This is a genomic window from Moritella sp. 28, assembly GCF_018219435.1.
GTDB lineage: Bacteria > Pseudomonadota > Gammaproteobacteria > Enterobacterales > Moritellaceae > Moritella.
Map to the genome: position 1 here is coordinate 1,811,224 of NZ_CP056121.1, position 15,918 is coordinate 1,827,141.

15 protein-coding genes are annotated in these 15,918 nt (G+C 42.9%); 4 read left to right on the plus strand and 11 right to left on the minus strand.

Features of this window, described 5'->3' with window-relative positions:
• Nucleotides 1–15 precede the first annotated feature (15 nt).
• Nucleotides 16–1,584 (minus strand): alpha/beta fold hydrolase, encoded by a 1,569-nt coding sequence (locus HWV02_RS08080; RefSeq protein WP_211690127.1) that lies wholly within the window; start codon nt 1,582–1,584, stop codon nt 16–18.
• Between the two features lie 480 nt (nt 1,585–2,064).
• Between HWV02_RS08080 and HWV02_RS08085 the strand changes: the two genes are divergently transcribed.
• Together HWV02_RS08085 and HWV02_RS08090 are read left to right on the plus strand one after the other, a co-directional pair.
• The gene (locus tag HWV02_RS08085; RefSeq protein ID WP_255550618.1) at nt 2,065–2,331 is read left to right on the plus strand and encodes a hypothetical protein; all 267 of its coding nucleotides are present in this window, start codon (nt 2,065–2,067) and stop codon (nt 2,329–2,331) included.
• 9 nt (nt 2,332–2,340) lie between these two features.
• Nucleotides 2,341–3,774, plus strand: coding sequence for a porin (locus HWV02_RS08090; protein WP_211690128.1), 1,434 nt, complete (start codon nt 2,341–2,343; stop codon nt 3,772–3,774).
• 287 nt (nt 3,775–4,061) lie between these two features.
• On the opposite strand, the gene HWV02_RS08095 is transcribed toward HWV02_RS08090, so the two are convergent.
• From HWV02_RS08095 to HWV02_RS08105, 3 genes are all read right to left on the minus strand, one after another.
• Nucleotides 4,062–4,622 carry a cytochrome b gene (locus HWV02_RS08095; RefSeq protein WP_211690129.1) on the minus strand — a complete coding sequence of 187 codons (561 nt, stop codon included), beginning with the start codon at nt 4,620–4,622 and terminating at the stop codon, nt 4,062–4,064.
• 162 nt (nt 4,623–4,784) lie between these two features.
• Nucleotides 4,785–5,717, minus strand: coding sequence for a 3'(2'),5'-bisphosphate nucleotidase CysQ (locus tag HWV02_RS08100; RefSeq protein WP_211690130.1), 933 nt, complete (start codon nt 5,715–5,717; stop codon nt 4,785–4,787).
• Nucleotides 5,718–5,722: 5 nt separating this feature from the next.
• Nucleotides 5,723–6,784, minus strand: a complete 1,062-nt coding sequence (locus HWV02_RS08105; RefSeq protein ID WP_211679208.1) for a phosphotransferase — start codon at nt 6,782–6,784, stop codon at nt 5,723–5,725.
• A gap of 343 nt (nt 6,785–7,127) precedes the next feature.
• On the opposite strand from HWV02_RS08105, the gene HWV02_RS08110 reads away from it, so the two are divergent.
• The gene (locus HWV02_RS08110; protein ID WP_211679210.1) at nt 7,128–7,637 is read left to right on the plus strand and encodes a murein L,D-transpeptidase family protein; all 510 of its coding nucleotides are present in this window, start codon (nt 7,128–7,130) and stop codon (nt 7,635–7,637) included.
• Between the two features lie 63 nt (nt 7,638–7,700).
• Nucleotides 7,701–8,942 carry a hypothetical protein gene (locus HWV02_RS08115; protein ID WP_211690131.1) on the plus strand — a complete coding sequence of 414 codons (1,242 nt, stop codon included), beginning with the start codon at nt 7,701–7,703 and terminating at the stop codon, nt 8,940–8,942.
• Here HWV02_RS08115 and nuoG read toward each other — a convergent pair.
• Genes nuoG through HWV02_RS08150 form a run of 7 tightly spaced genes read right to left on the minus strand, consistent with a single transcriptional unit; the run spans nt 8,908 to nt 15,918 of the window.
• Nucleotides 8,908–11,382: an NADH-quinone oxidoreductase subunit NuoG gene (gene nuoG, locus HWV02_RS08120; RefSeq protein ID WP_211690132.1), complete on the minus strand. Its 2,475-nt coding sequence runs from the start codon at nt 11,380–11,382 to the stop codon at nt 8,908–8,910. The genes HWV02_RS08115 and nuoG overlap by 35 nt on opposite strands.
• Entirely contained in the window at nt 11,379–12,656 is a 1,278-nt protein-coding gene (gene nuoF, locus HWV02_RS08125) for an NADH-quinone oxidoreductase subunit NuoF (RefSeq protein ID WP_211690133.1), read from the minus strand. Before nuoF ends, nuoG begins: the two co-directional genes overlap by 4 nt.
• Nucleotides 12,653–13,306 carry an NAD(P)H-dependent oxidoreductase subunit E gene (nuoE, locus tag HWV02_RS08130; protein WP_211690134.1) on the minus strand — a complete coding sequence of 218 codons (654 nt, stop codon included), beginning with the start codon at nt 13,304–13,306 and terminating at the stop codon, nt 12,653–12,655. Before nuoE ends, nuoF begins: the two co-directional genes overlap by 4 nt.
• Nucleotides 13,303–14,520 carry an NADH dehydrogenase (quinone) subunit D gene (nuoD, locus tag HWV02_RS08135; protein ID WP_211690135.1) on the minus strand — a complete coding sequence of 406 codons (1,218 nt, stop codon included), beginning with the start codon at nt 14,518–14,520 and terminating at the stop codon, nt 13,303–13,305. The genes nuoE and nuoD overlap by 4 nt, the downstream gene beginning before the upstream one ends.
• Nucleotides 14,517–15,047 carry an NADH-quinone oxidoreductase subunit C gene (locus HWV02_RS08140; protein WP_211690136.1) on the minus strand — a complete coding sequence of 177 codons (531 nt, stop codon included), beginning with the start codon at nt 15,045–15,047 and terminating at the stop codon, nt 14,517–14,519. Before HWV02_RS08140 ends, nuoD begins: the two co-directional genes overlap by 4 nt.
• Entirely contained in the window at nt 15,044–15,568 is a 525-nt protein-coding gene (locus tag HWV02_RS08145) for an NADH-quinone oxidoreductase subunit B family protein (RefSeq protein WP_211690137.1), read from the minus strand. Before HWV02_RS08145 ends, HWV02_RS08140 begins: the two co-directional genes overlap by 4 nt.
• Complete coding sequence (locus HWV02_RS08150) at nt 15,556–15,918, minus strand: NADH-quinone oxidoreductase subunit A (protein ID WP_211679217.1); 363 nt, start codon at nt 15,916–15,918, stop codon at nt 15,556–15,558. Before HWV02_RS08150 ends, HWV02_RS08145 begins: the two co-directional genes overlap by 13 nt.

A 15,918-nucleotide genomic window follows, 5' to 3' on the forward strand; every position in this document is an offset into this window, starting at 1 on the left:
CTTATAGATGTTTAACTACAAGTGAATATCTCCGGAATGTGCTGAATTAACAGGGACGGTAGGGGCTTCATTACTATAACGATAAGATATTCTTTTAACTCGTTCGCATTTTCGACCTGTAACTTTGACCTCTGGTTCAAGTAAATAATTAGTTACAATGTCATCTAAGCAGGAACCAATGCCATTATAACTAAAACCATGGCTGACAGTATCTGCAATAGTAATTAGTGCTGCATTGTTTATTGTATCTTTCATTTCTACAGACCAATTATAAGAGGTTTGTGGATCATATAAACCACCCACGATCAACACTTGCTCGGTTATGTTATTTTTAATTTCAGATTGGCTAGCAATAGGAGAGCGCTGTGCCGTCCAACCTTTACATAAACCTGAAAGATTTTCTTTTAGGTAATAGCCATAGATCGATGATGAAGCCAAATATTTATCCTCATTTCCTTCTATGTCGCTATCGTCCAAAGTCGCTCGTTCATCAGTACACATGACTGAGCGAAACATAGCTGACGACCGCTTTTCATCAGAAGTAAAACTTTCTTTTGGTATATGACTAAAGCTTAAACTATTGGACTCAGTCTCACATTGGGTTCTCCAACAAATAAAAGGTTTTGCTTCATCTTTATCAAATAATGCAGATAATGATAGCCCTAACTTGGACTCACTCCATGAAATACCCCTTAAATTATTTAAATATTCTCGCATAGGGTGTTTGATTGCACCAAGAATTAGATTTACATCGTCTTTTTTAATCGTTCCGCCATCATTCGCGGTATAGTCACTATCCTTGGTTTGAGTTACAATATCATCTAGTTTCGCCATACTCTTTGGCTTTGAGTCCAGTCGATACTCAGCGATTTTTTGGTGCCCTTGAGCCTGATCAATTCGTAGTTCTTCATAATTTTGATGTAAAGGAGACATTGAAGAATCAAGCACTAGAGCACGAATTTTTGTCGGATAACGTTCGGCGTAAAGCGCACCTAGTCTTGTGCCATAAGAGTAACCTAGATAGTTAATTTGATCTTCATTCAAATGTTCCCGTAACGAGTCCATGTCTTGAATGACAGCATTACTTCCCATATAAGGGGATATCTCTTTATATGTCGAATCACATGACCCTCCCACTGCGCAGGTCATTAATTCTCTTGCAAATGCACTTTTCCCCGCGCCCCTAGGATCCATAGCGACGATGTCAAATGACTCAGTAATGGATGTAGGCATTGAGCTCACTTTACTCAATAATCTATCGGCAGCTGTTGCACCTGGTCCACCAAAATTTAATAATAATATCCCTATACGTTGTTTTGATGAGGTTGCGGGATGAATTGTATAATAAATCCTAACTTTATCACCATCAGGTTTGTCATAATCTTTAGGTACGACCAGATATTTACCATTGCCATTGCCATTGCCATTGCCATTACCGTTGCCATTACCGTTGCCATTGCCATTGCCATTGCCATTACCACTAGTACTGGTATTTGAGTCAAATGTAGATTCAGATTCACCCCCACCTCCACATCCAGTAAGAATTAACCCGCATGCTAGTAATAGTAAATATTTCTTATACATTCTTATTTATTTCCCTAGATTATTTTAATGTAAAAATAACGCTGTGATAGATGAGTCGACTTAAAGATACGGGGCATAATATATGAAGGGTGTTATTAATTCGAGTCGAGAATGAATCTCCTATTTTTGGATGTTTACTTTTGCAGACTAAATCACTGTTTTTCAATATTGGCAGTCTATAGCTCAACGATAAGCCTTATCTTAACCATAACGGCAAAGATCTAGAGGACGAGCCGCTATTATTATCCAGTATTACTCAGCCACTACAATTCAACTACACAAGCCCAATGCGTAAAATTATGTAAAATATAATGAACTAACCGTTACCAACGATTACCCTTGGCAAAATTGACTATTGCGACAGCAAAAAACTGCGTTTTAATCGAATGGTAATCGCCTTCATGTGCCACATTCCAGAAATAAAAAATCATATTGACGGCTTATCTCAAGATTAAAACGTCTGTTTAAAGGGGGGGGGCAATGAACCTTTCAATACTTGTTCTTACAAACCGTGGAATCCAAATAATTACTATGAAAAAATTAGCTACAGTGGTGTTTTTATCTATATTAATGGTCGGCTGCGGCGGCGGGGGAGATTCCTCGTCTCAAAACAGTGATAGCCAGCAGCGTGCTCCCTCTAAAATGCAACTCAGCGTTGATGCGGCAGATCTGCAAGAGCTGCAGAACGTGAAATATGCGTCGAATGACGGTATTGCATTCAGTACACCAAAAAACTTTCAGAAGTAGGGGGCTGCAATGAAAAAAATACTACTTTGTACAGCGTCATTGTTTGTTGCAAACCAAGTTTCTGCAGCACCGAACCTGCAGGGCTATTACCAGGCAAAAGAGCTGGTCAGTTATACTGTAAATAAAATTCAACAGAACAAAGCTGAATTTTTCATGCTCGACTATGCACTTACAAAACCAGCTCAGCCTCAGGCTCAGTTTCTGGCGAATAATGATGCATTAGGGTACTTCCAAGCTAAGAACAGCGGCATGAATTGGGAGGAGTTCAAGCGCATCGTGCAAAAGGTTAACCCCGAAGGATTACGTGACCAATACGTTTGTCGAACAGATATGTCAGGCGTAAAACTGGCTTATATTGCGAAAAGGGATGAAGGTTGCAGCGGTAACTACGACAATAAATCCATGGCGATAAGCCAGAAAGATACGAAGGTAACTTTCTTCCGCCGTTGGGATTTCGATCCAATGCAGTCTCATTTTGAAATTCAAAGTTATGATAACAATGTCTCGGCGAATACAGAGACCTTAACTATGGATTATGTATTTAAATTTGAAGGCCGATGGATTGGTGACTCAGTTCGCGTGATCAAAGGTCAATCGGTATTAAATGATTCTTCCACTCAACCGACTTATGATGTTGCTTACTATCAATATTCACCACGCTCACGTTCGGGGCTCATACCTGGCGCTGAGAGCTTGCTGTACAGCGATTCCCCTTATTTTATTACTGATAATACTGAGGATACCGCGGTAGATAATTCAGCCAACCATGTCGCGAAAACGGTATTCAATACATTTGGTGTGATGGATAGTAACTATCAAGGCCGTAACGTAAACACTGATGGATCTGTGTATTGGGTTAGCCGTGATTATGTGAACCAATATACCCTAGAGAATAGCACTAAAGCTTATTTCGTCTCTGACCCGCAAAATTTTGTAATTGATATTTCTATGACAGGGCCTTTTGACAGCTGGGTACAGGTTGATGCAACTGATTGGGATCCTGAAAAAGGCACAGATCAGGCTAGCAGTGGTGGTTGGGTAAGCCATGCTTTCAATAATATCCATAATATTACCAGTGTTAGCCCAACTTTCTGTATGATTGAAGATATTGCTAAAGGTAGACCTGTAACTGGTTACTTTACTGAAGACGGTAAAATGGGTTGGGTTCCTTCGATGAATGATTGCAAAGCAGTCGACCCGGGATACGTGCCAAAAGTATACAGCCATTTCATCAATGGTAATGGCGAGGAAGTGACGTTTAGTTCTTTGCGTCAAAGTGCGCAGGATATCATTTATGTACGTAAGCAAAATCCTCAAGGTGAAAAAGAGCTACTTACCTTAGATGATGTGAAAGCCATGAAGTCATCGCCACGTTATCTGCAAATTAAAAGAGATCTCAGCCAGCGTCTTGCTTGGGCTAAGCCTTACGATATTTTAAAATAAGTTAGCATACGGGCAGTAATAAAAACGACGGGGATTAATCTCTGTCGTTTTTTGCAACAGAGTAATCTCAATAATTCAAAATATTCTTCCGAAAGGAGTTGCTGCTTTGCTTCACGAGTATATATCAATTACCGCTCTTTTTAGTATTCAAAGACCGGAATAATAAATAAATGTGATTAAAGACGAATACAATTTAATTATTGTTTCGTCTTTGTTGTACTGGAGAATACGTGATTACCTGTTTCTTAAATCTCAGGTAATCTAGAGCATTTCAAGTTGACGCTATTCTAATTCGATTTCAATCTCAACATACTCTTTAAAGTATCATCGCGGTCAATAATATGATGCTTCATAGCGCCTGATACGTGTAGTAGTAAAGTACCAGCCATAATCCAACCACAAGTCACGTGGATAGTTTTACTCAGATCACCGAGCGAGCTATTGATTGGCAACATCAACCTTGGATTGCTTGGGTCTGGGTTTGCGGCCACGATGACTAGATCAAAAAGTATCATTCCAAATCCGTTCATCGTGGTCATTAATATACCAGATATAGGCATTAAAATTGTACTGGCTAATAGTAATATTTGTACTAATCTCGATAAATTTTTCTCGATTTTAGTATAAGAAAGTTTTGGTTTTGGTAACCCTTCCTTAACTCTGAGAATAAGGCGATAAATGGCAAAAATGAATAATGAAAGTCCTAATGAACGATGCCAATAATAAAGTGAAAACACTTTATTTTCGACCATATACATACCCATTATGAGTACAGTGATCATAGATAGTCCAACTAGCCAGTGGAATATCACCGTTTTTTTACTATGTTTACTCACTTCATTTTGCATCTATTATACCTACATCCTAATACGCCTTATCAAGGTCGTTAGCGTTAAAAATGTGAGTGTATAGTGTTTTATCTTTTTTAACTTTAAGCAAAAGTAAGTAAACATAAGTAAGTATAAGTTACTCGATTAAGTTGAAACGAGTTGGACCTCATAACTAACTAATCAATTGATTATATTTAAAAAAGTCTGATTCTGTAATCCACTGCTATACAGTACCCCCTTGTGATTCATGTAATTAGAATCTTTACGGTTAAGATCTAAGGGGGCACCTTGAGCATCACTTACTGCGCAGCATGCTTGCGAAGATGCAGTGAAATACTGAGCAGACAATGCTTGTGTGATTGCTGCTGTCGCACTAAAGTCCCATAAACTGCCGCCACCTAGCTGTGCTTTTGGCAGTTTTAAATAACAAGCCGGTGCCTTTTCAAGTACCCCAATTGCATTCATCACCGCACCGTTAGTTTTGATCACTTGCAGTGCCAATCCTTGCTGCGCTGAAAGCCTTGTTAATTGCTCAATGACAGCCGGATAACGTGGGTCTTGCTGGAAACTACGATCAATATACAAACTTAATGAATGGCTGTACTCCTTAAGCCGTTCAGATTGCCAAAGTAGTCCATTTTTCAACACTTTTGATATCAGTGGCTGTGCATTAATGGCTTGGTAGATATCACCAGAGCTTGGGTTATGTACAACACCAATAACTGGTTTACCTGCAATATCGACTAACGCGATAGACACGGCAAAGCCATCACCGCCTTCAATGAAGGGTAAGGTGCCATCGAGTGGATCGATACACCAGAAATAGTCTTTATTAAAACGGGCGTGGGTTGCTACATCTTTTTCGCTGGCATTTTCTTCGGTCAACAGGGCTAAATCATATTGATCGATAGTTGGCTGTAGTATCTCCAATATGATGGCTTGGCTGTCCAGATCAACTTGCGTTACCACCTGAGCACTTAAACTCGACCCAGCCTGTTTGTTGTGTACCTGCAGCGAACTTCTATCAAGGCTATTGATGAATGTTCCAGCTTTTAATGCAGCCTCGGTAGCGAGTTTCAGTAACTGTTCCAGCTGATAAATCGTGAGTGTCATTGTTTTTATTCACCTTGTTCAGCTGAGTTTAATTGCACTGTTTTTAACTGTAACAATGCCTGTTGCGTCAGCGCTTCTGTATAGCTATTTATCTTCCAGTGAGTTGGACTCCAGCCTTTCATAAAGCGTTGAAAATCAGCCCAAGCAATACAATAAAGCGGTCGCCATTCATCTTCCACTGCTTGCGGTTCTATGTGTGGTTTATGCTCTGACAGCGCTTGCTTTAATTGTCTAAAATAATAATCCAGCAATGCAGGTACATCTTGCTCACAGTGCTGATAGGGAACACAACTGCTCAGCAACAATATTACGTCTTTCATGCCGCAACCTTTGCCGGCATATTGAAAATCAACGCCAGCAACCCGATCGCCAGCGGTGGTGAAACAAAAGTTAGCTAACTTAGCATCGCCATGGATCAGGGTTTGAAACTGGCATTGCTGTAATGTTTGATCTATTTGTTGAGCTGCTTGTTGTAATGCTATATCAGTTAACGCTGCTAGTTCGTCGGGTCGGGTGGCTAGGTGCCAATAACTGCCGCAATCCCATAAACCTGTCGGTTCAATCGCGAGGTGCTGGGCATGGAAATAAGCCAGCCAAGATAAACATGCTTCTATTTGTTTATGACTGATATGTGGATTGTCTGCTGTTGATTCGTTGGATGCTGGTTTCGGTTCAAAGCTGGTAAACGTATGCTTAAACCCCTGCGTGGCCAAATCTTCCATGATGAGTAATATTTCATCATTCTGTTCTTCAACATACAGGCATTTTGGTACAGGGCATTGTGATAGACAATTATTTGCATAATGCTGATACCAGTGTAGCTCCACCTGATATGATTTCAATTTTCGCTGATGAGATATAGACGTATTCCAACCGCGTGGATGCACTTTTGGTTGGGGTAATTTGATGTGTTTAACTATCACCGAGGTATATTGACTGCCGTCTAGCGTGGCACGAAAAAGCTCGCCGTATCCACCCCATAAAGGTTGGATCAACTGGGTACTGACAACGCGATCTGCTGTCATTGCATTGGCGACTGCCTGTAAAACGTCTGTCGGTATACTCATATTTGGCTCATGAACGAAAATATGCCAATAGTGTACAAAATAGTGCTGCAGATGGGTATTTAATAATTTCCTAAAACGACTTCCTGTACAAATTTATAAATCAGTAAGTGACGTATGAAATAAGTATGGAATTAGACCTGTTATGTGCTTAACGTATTGTAATGTTTGAATGGATTCATTGATAATTGAACAACACCAAAGCTGTAACAAAAGGGGTATTTATGAAATACCTCATTATCGCGGCCATGATTTTATTGTCGTTAAACGTTAATGTTACTAGACATGGGGGAGTCATTATCCTTGTAAAGATGGTTGGAACATTTTCACTTAAGGACCCTAGTGAATGCACAGAAACAAAAAGCGCGTTATAGCATTTGTAAATCTTATCGTTTTGTCTTTTTCTGTATCACCATTTTTAAGTGCTGTTGCAGGTATCGATTTGGTTAAAGTTGATAAATCAGAAAGTAAAATGTACTTAATTGAAAATGAAATAGTGATTAAAGAATATCATGTCGCGTTTGGCGCCAATCCTAAAGGGCACAAGCTGCAAGAAGGGGATGAAAAGACGCCTGAAGGAACGTATACATTAGATTATAAAAAAGAAGATTCATCATTTTATAGATCAATGCATGTGAGTTATCCGAATCAATCTGATTTAGACGATGCAGAAAATAGAGGTGTGTCTGCTGGTGGCCTCATTATGGTTCATGGCCAACGTAATAAGTTAGGTTGGCTTTCTGGTATCACTCAGCGCTTTAATTGGACGAATGGCTGTATTGCTTTGACTAATTCTGAAATGGATGAATTCATGTCGCTAATTGAAGTGGGGACAAAAATTCAAATCGAGTGGTAAATAATTACCATCGCATTGATGATAAGTTGATGTTTTTATATCAAGGGTTATATAAAGGATTATATGCACTATATACTGTTAATACTCATTCCAGTCATATCATTGACTATCTTTAAATGTGATGACGCACTATCGCCCACTGCAACAAAGTGGCTTGAATCTATTGAGCAGAATGACCAAGCCGAAAGCCAATCTTTCTTATACCTCAATGGCATAATGGCTAGTGCAGATGCTGATGTTATTCAGTTTGGCCGGGAAAGACTTGAGCTGTTAAACCAACAACAAAACCCCGACATATTAAAAACCCTTGTTATGCCCCAAGAGGAAAATCCTCTTTACTGTCGCTTTTCAAAGGCAGACTGTTTTGACTATGTCGTCAATAATGACACTGCTTGGGTGGCTGAATTAAAGCAACATGGAGTATTGTTAACCAGATACCGCAAATATTTATCCTTCAGAGACTTCAGAAGCCTAGTTGGCTCGAGTATGTTGATTGATTATGAAGTAATTGAATCGTTGCGTTCTGCTAACCGCCTTGCCCTATTGGAAAGCTTAACGTTAGCCGCTGAACAGTCGCCAAGTTCAGCTGTTCAGCTGTTGATAGATGATACACACAACTTGTATCAGCAGTTTCCTGCTATAGATGATTTTGTTTTGAAATTGATTTTAGGTAATCTGCTCGCCAACAACCTCGATATAATTGCCTACATTAGTGATAAATATAACTATCATGCCGACATTGATTTGCCTTATCTAACTGTTGATGAACTAAGTTTTAAAAACATGGCAATAAGAGAATTTGGTTGGGAAGTTGAGTTATATCGCAGTTTAGATGGCAGCCCTGATTTGTTTAATAAAGATGGTCATTTACCTAGATGGATTGCGAATATTTTATTCAAGCCCAACATGACGATTAACGGTTCGATACCGGCCACTGAATATATGATTGCTATGTCTGAGTTGACGGCTGAAGAATTCGCCAAGATGCAATTGGATGATGGGGAGGACGATGAAGAGCAAGGTGTTGATTTCTTCAACCCTGTTGGCAGCGTGTTAAACAGTCTTGCCAGACCCAGTTATCATGCTCAGATGGCAAGGTTACATGATCTAAATGGTAAAATATCACTGGTTAACAGCCTACTTGAAGGTAAGAATAGTCTCGAAGGAAAAAGTATTAAGTTCAGTAACCCCTATTACCCTAACGCTGATGCATACAGTATTAATGGCAATAAAATATGCTTATCAGGACCTTTTGAAGATACGGATGGTATTAGGTGTGTTCGTTATTCTCGTTCGAAACTTTAACCTCCACCTCCACGGCACAAGGATACTCTGCCGCTGTGATGATTTTATTCGCAGGGGAGCATAATTGTTCTTCTGGTATAAACAGCAGCTTGTCAGGGAACGCGCGGTTTATTTTTAATGGCGCAGTGAGAGAGACGTTGCCTCGGGTAATGGTCACCTGATAATCCTGCTGTTCGTCATAATCTGCGCCGGGGTTCATTTCTACATACGTGTTATGACCGAGGCCTGACAGGTTTTTTGATTGGGCGGTGAGTTTGCCAGAGCGAAACAGACTGTCGCCAGTGATTAGCGTGTAATTTTCTAGAGCAAGGTAATCGACCGTCGGCGCTGTATCTGCTAGAGCCTTAACCACGGGCGTTGTAACTGCTGATGCATTAATTGTTGGAGGCGTAGCTGTTAAACCATAGTCATTGAGCTCGGGACCAAAAATAAAGTCTTCTTTGAGCGTTTGATAACCGTTTATTTCCTGTTTAATTTGACTGAATATTTGCTTAACTTTACTTGAGCCAATATCCACCCCCAATGAGTTGGCTATCTGAGCAAAAACAGTTGCACTTGGTAATATATCTGCTGCTGGTGGCCGGATTGCTCTAACCTTTTGTACCCTTGCTTCATTGTTGGTATAAGTGCCATTATCTTCCCCGTATGAAGGCGCGGGTAAAATAACCATCGCTTGCTGTGCGCTGGCGTTCATAAAGGCAGTTTGTACAATGAGGCAGGGGGTATTTAAGGCCGCTTGTTCCAATGGATCGTCTGCAGAGCAGTTAGCGAGTGGGTCAGTTCCGACCACATAAAACATATCTGGCACATTGTCTTGATGATACTTTTGTAAGCCGGACTGATCGTTATGCAAGTCTGGCTGGCAGCCCATGTGCCATAGACCGAGCTGGTTAGGTCGGTCAAACAAGAATTGCACAAATACCGCTTTGCCCTGTTGTTGCAGACGCTGTGTGGTTTTTTCGATCGATAATAAACAGTCTTTGGTCTGTTTCCCCCGCATAAACTCGGTGCCTATTAATAGGGTGATTGAATTAGCCTGTTCCAGAATAACGTTACCTGCGATAACAAAATCAGCCATTTCCCTGTCATCTGATACCGCTAGGTCTGAAATCAGAGCCGCCAATAACCTCGCTTCATTACCAGGCAGTAAACGCAATTTTTCAGTGGCAATATCATCTAAAGCACTGGGTCTAGAGCTTGCCAATAATAAGTGATTATGATTGTCCCGCTTGTGTTGTCGGACGAGGTAACTCGACACTGGATTTTCATCACAGATGTTACCGCCTAATATAAACACACAGTCGCTTTTTAGGGTTTCAGCCAGTGGTTGGCGACTATAGGTCTGGGTGAGCAAGTTGTTCAGGATATCATTGGTTTCCGGTTGCAGGTTCAGGCCTGAGAATCGACAACTAGCATGGATGTCAGACGACTGGAAAACTTCCCGCATTAGTTTCTGAAACATAAAGGCGGTTTCATTGGTTTGGCGTGGTGAGATAAGGCCTTTGATATGACCGTTATTGCTGAGGGTATTCAGAGTTTTGTTGATGATGAAATCTAACGCTTCGGACCAACTTACAGGTGTCATGACATCATTTTTACGTATCATAGGTTGGGTGATGCGTTCACCTCCGTCGATAAAATCAAACCCAAAGCGGCCTTTCGCACACAGCAGTTCACCGTTGATGCCCGTTTTGTATTGGCTTTTTACCCGCGCAAGTTTACCTTCACGGGTTTCTATGGTCATACTGCAGCCAGTACCGCACATGCCACAGGTGGTTTCAAACTTTTCAAGATCCCAAGGGCGAGCCTTATAACGGTATGGCGTACTCATCAGCGCCCCCACCGGACAGACCTCGATGCAGTTGCCGCAATGACTGCAATCTTTCAAACTGTTACCGACACCGGTAATCTCTGAATCTAACCCGCGCTCCATAGTGCCGAGTGCCACATCACCGACCACTTCTTCACAAACCCGGACACAACGTTGACACTGGATACAGCGATTGGCATTAAAGGTGATGACATTATTCAGTTCAATATCGTCGATTCTAAATACGCGTTTTGGATCTGCAAGCCTTGAATCTCCTTTGCCATATTCAAACACCGTATCCTGCAGTTCACATTCGCCACTTTTGTCACAGACCGGGCAATCGAGTGGGTGATTAGCCAGTAGGATTTCCAACATATCTTCGCGGCTGGTAACCACTTTTTGCGAATGGGTGAGTACTGCCATGCCTTCAGATACGACGGTGGCGCAAGCGGGCTCTAGTTTTGGTCTGCCTTCGATTTCTATCAGACACATGCGGCAACTGGCTAAGATGGACAGCCTATCTTGATAACAGAATGTTGGGATCTCAACAGTGCTGGCGCGTGCCGCGTTAAGAATCGTGGTGCCTTCTTCTACTTCAATCTCCTGACCATTAATTTTGAGCTTGATCATAAGCGTGTCCTGTCGCGCACAGGGATGGTTTGTTGGGTGATAAGGGCGTCGTACTCATGGCTAAAATGTTTCAGGGTGGCTCCTATTGCCCATGATGCACCGACACCAAGCGCGCAGAAGCTATTGTTAAATATACCGCCGCATAATACTTGTAATTGCTCTAGGTCTCCTGGGCGACCTTGTCCAGACTCGATGCGGTTAAGAATCTTACTGGCCCAGTGCAGACCTTCTCGGCAAGGTGTACATTTACCGCAGCTTTCATGAGAGAAAAATTCGGCTATCCGTCTGCCAATGACTGGAATCGAGGTTGTCTCATCCAGTGCGATTACTGCAGCTGAGCCCATCATGCTGTCGGCAGCCGCCAAATCGGCAAAGTTCATCTTCACATCAAGTCCTGCTAAAGGGATCATGGGTGCTGATAATCCACCTGGTATCACCGCTTTAAATTGTCCGGTCAAAGGGCCTCCACCATAGTCAAAAACCAACTCACGCAGCGAAAGTCCCATTGGTAACTCGTAGATCCCTGGATTCTGTAAGCGTCCGCTAAGACCAAATAGACGTGGACCGGGTGCATCTTCAGGCCCGATGGCGGTAAACCAGTCAACGCCACGGGCAAAAATATGTGCGACACAGGCCAAGGTTTCGACGTTATTGACCACGGTTGGGCAGCCATAAAGACCTGATACTGCTGGGAAAGGCGGTTTTAATTTGGGTTGTCCACGCTTGCCTTCAATTGATTCCAGCAGTGCCGTTTCTTCACCGCAGATATAAGCACCAGCACCTTTGTGGATATAGATATCGAGACAAAAACGAGAACCAAAGATATTTTTGCCAAGGTAACCTCTGGCGTGAGCGGCTTTGATCGCTTGTGATATCTTTTCAATTGATACACCATATTCACCACGAATATAGATATAAGCTACCTGAGATTGAATCGCGTAAGCCGCAATAATCATACCTTCAATTACCCGGTGTGGGTCTCGTTCCATCAGCAGTCGGTCTTTAAATGTGCCTGGTTCCCCTTCATCGGCATTGCAACACAGGTAATGGATCTTGCCATCATCCTTGGGCACAAAACTCCATTTCAAGCCTGTGGGAAAACCGGCACCACCACGACCGCGCAGGCTGGATGTTTTGATTGTTTCGATCACCTGACCGGGGGAATAGTCACTCAGGACTTGTTTTAATCCCTGATAACCACCGTTTTTTTCATAAAATTCGATATCAGTAGAGTCTGGATGAGTGATATGTTTTAACAATACTAATTCGCTCATGACTCTGGCCCTGCTGTTGGCTCACTCTTGGTCAACGACTCTGTATTTTCTGAAAACTGTTTATTCGCTAACGGCTGTCCATTTGCTAAGGGCTCATTATTTGCGGAAGACGTATTCTGCGTTAACGACAATATATCTGTTGCTAAGGATTCGGTTTCTGCCTGTGTTAATTGATCGAGTAATTGGTCTATGCTCTGTTTGGATAGTTTGGTGTGATAGGTTTCATTAACCATCATGGCGGGTGCGACATCACAAGAGCCGATACATTCCACTGTACTCAGGGTAAAAAGACCGTCTTTGCTGGTATCTCCTTGGCTAATGCCGAGTCGGGTTTGTAGGTGTTCGAGCATGTCATACGCGCCACGTAACATGCAGGGGACGTTGGTACAGATCTGCAGGTGACATTTACCGATGTTTTTATTTTTATACAGGGTATAGAAACTGGCCAATTCAAACACCCAGATCTCCGGTACGTCTAAGATCTCTGAGATTGCCAGATAGGCTGTTTCGTCGATAAAACCATATTTCTCCTGAGCCAGATAAAGCGCTGGCATGATCGCGCTGCGCTGGGTCGGATAGCGCTTTACAATGTCTGCGATAGGGGCGGTAAGATCGGCTATGATAGTTTGTTTGGAATATTCTGCGGTCATTTGTCCACCTCCTTCATTACCGGGTCGAGTGAACCTATCATGGCTATCACATCGGCCAGATATTTAAGATTAGTGGTGCGGTCGGTCAGCGCCTGTAGGTTAACAAAAGAGGGGGCTCTGATTTTGACTCTGAACGGTTTTTCAGTGCCATCACTGATGATGTAAAAACCAAGTTCCCCTTTTGGCGCTTCGATGGCGGTATAAACCTCGCCTTTGGGTACTTTGAAACCTTCGGCAGCCAGTTTAAAATGATGGATATGAGCTTCCATAGAATGAGCCAGCAGGTCTTTATTGACTGGAAAGGCGATCTTAGGGTCATCGAGTAAAAATGGACCCGGCTGCATTTGTGCAACACATTGGCGGATCATTTTCAGGCTTTCGTGCATTTCGTCGACCCGGCATTTCCAACGGTCATAACAGTCGCCATCGGTGCGTACGATAACGTTAAAATCGAGTCTGTCGTAAATCTCGTAAGGGGCATCTCGGCGGATATCCCAGTCCACACCGGAAGCCCGCAAACAGGGACCACTAAGGCCGAGGGCGATTGCATCCTCCCCTGTGATGTTGCCGACATTTTCTACCCGAGCAAGAAATACGCGGTTGTTTCCCACCAGATTTTCATAATCAGAAATGCTGTTTTCGAAGATGTCACAAAATTCAATAATACGTTCGGCACAGCCATCAGGCAGGTCTTCTCTTACACCACCAACTCGGCAGAAGGAGGTGTGCATACGTGCGCCACTGATCATCTCCATCAGGTCCATGATCATTTCTCGGTCACGCATGGTATAGAGCAAGGTTGTTATTGCGCCAACGTCCATCGGTAGCGCGCCAGTGATCAGTAAATGCCCAGAGATCCGAGACAGTTCTGCCATTAATACCCGGATATATTGCGCCCGTTCCGGGGCTTTGATATCAAGTAAGGATTCTACCGCCAGCGCATAGCCTAGATTATTGGAGGGTTGGCAAAGATAGTCCAACCGATCGGTGAGCGGAAAGATCTGGGTATAAGTGAAACTTTCACACAGCTTTTCGGTACCTCTGTGTAATAGGCCAATGTGTGGTTCAATACGTTTTACAATTTCACCGTCCATTTGTAGTAACAGACGTAATACCCCATGGGTACTGGGATGCTGTGGCCCAAGGTTCATCAATACTTCGCGGCTTAAGCCATGTTCTTGTTTGCTTTCGTGGATGATATTGACATCAGTCATAGAATATCTCCGACGGGCCCCTGTGTGGTGGTCGGTCTCTCTTCACCAAATGGATTATATTTATCTTTGTAACCGCGCAGCGGAAAATCACGACGCATGGGCCACCCTTCAAAGTTTTGCCACATATAGATCCGGCGCAAGTCTGGGTGACCTTCGAAGACGATACCAAACATGTCATAGGCTTCCCGTTCATGCCAGTTAGCAGTGGTCCAGAGGTGGGTGATGGTCGGTACTTTGGGTGGGTCATCTAGCGGACATTTTATGCGTACTCGCCAGCCCAGTGAAATTGAATAAAGGTGATAGACAAGTTGATAGCGTGGGGTATCTGGGTAAAAATCAATACCGCCAATATCAGCCATAAAATTAAATTTGAATGCGTCGTCGTCGCGCAGAAATAAACACAGTTCCACTAGGTTTTGCGGGCTGACGATGACACAGGGCATATCGATGACGTTTGGATCTATGCTGATGCGGCCGTTGAAATTATCGATGAGCTTGTTAAGTGGAAACTGGCTCGGCATGATCATATATTCTCTTTCTCAAAGGCTGGCGGCGGGGAGGCTTGTCCTTGAGCTTGGTTAGACTGACGGCTACCGGTGATCTGTTCTTGTAGTAGCACCATGGCATGTAAGAGTGCATCGGGGCGAGGCGGACACCCGGCTACATGAACATCAACCGGGACAAAAAGGTCTGAACCTTGCACCACAGAATAGGTATTGTAAACACCACCTGAGATGGCGCAGGTACCCATGGCTATCACATACCTTGGCTCTGGCATCTGATCATAAAGACGCCTGATAATTGGTGCCATTTTTTTGGTCACAGTTCCAGCGATGATCATCACGTCAGACTGGCGGGGAGAGGAGCGGAAAACGACACCAAAACGGTCAAGATCATATCTAGCACAGCCGGCCGCGATCATTTCTATGGCGCAGCAGGCAATGCCAAAGGTTTCCGGCCACAGGGATGATTTTCGGCTCCAATTGATAATGCTATCGGAAGTGGTAAAAAGTACATTATCTTTGTATCGTTCTGTCAAACTTCCCATTCTAAGGCTCCTTTTATCCAAGCGTAGATAAATCCAACCAACAGCATCATGATAAAAATAAACATTTCGATGTAACCAAACAAGCCGAGGTCTGCCAGCACCATCGCCCAAGGGAACAGAAACATGGTTTCTACATCAAATACGACAAACAGAATGGCAATCACAAAATACTGCACTTTAAATAATCCAGCTGACGCTTCCCCTACATGGTCTATACCGCATTCATAGGGCCGATTCTTTTCTGGATAGGGATTGTCTGGCCTGAGCAGGCGGGAGACGGTCAGGATAAATGCGGCCAGTGTAACGATAACCGCAACCATCAAAAACACCGGTAAAAAATCAATAGGCAT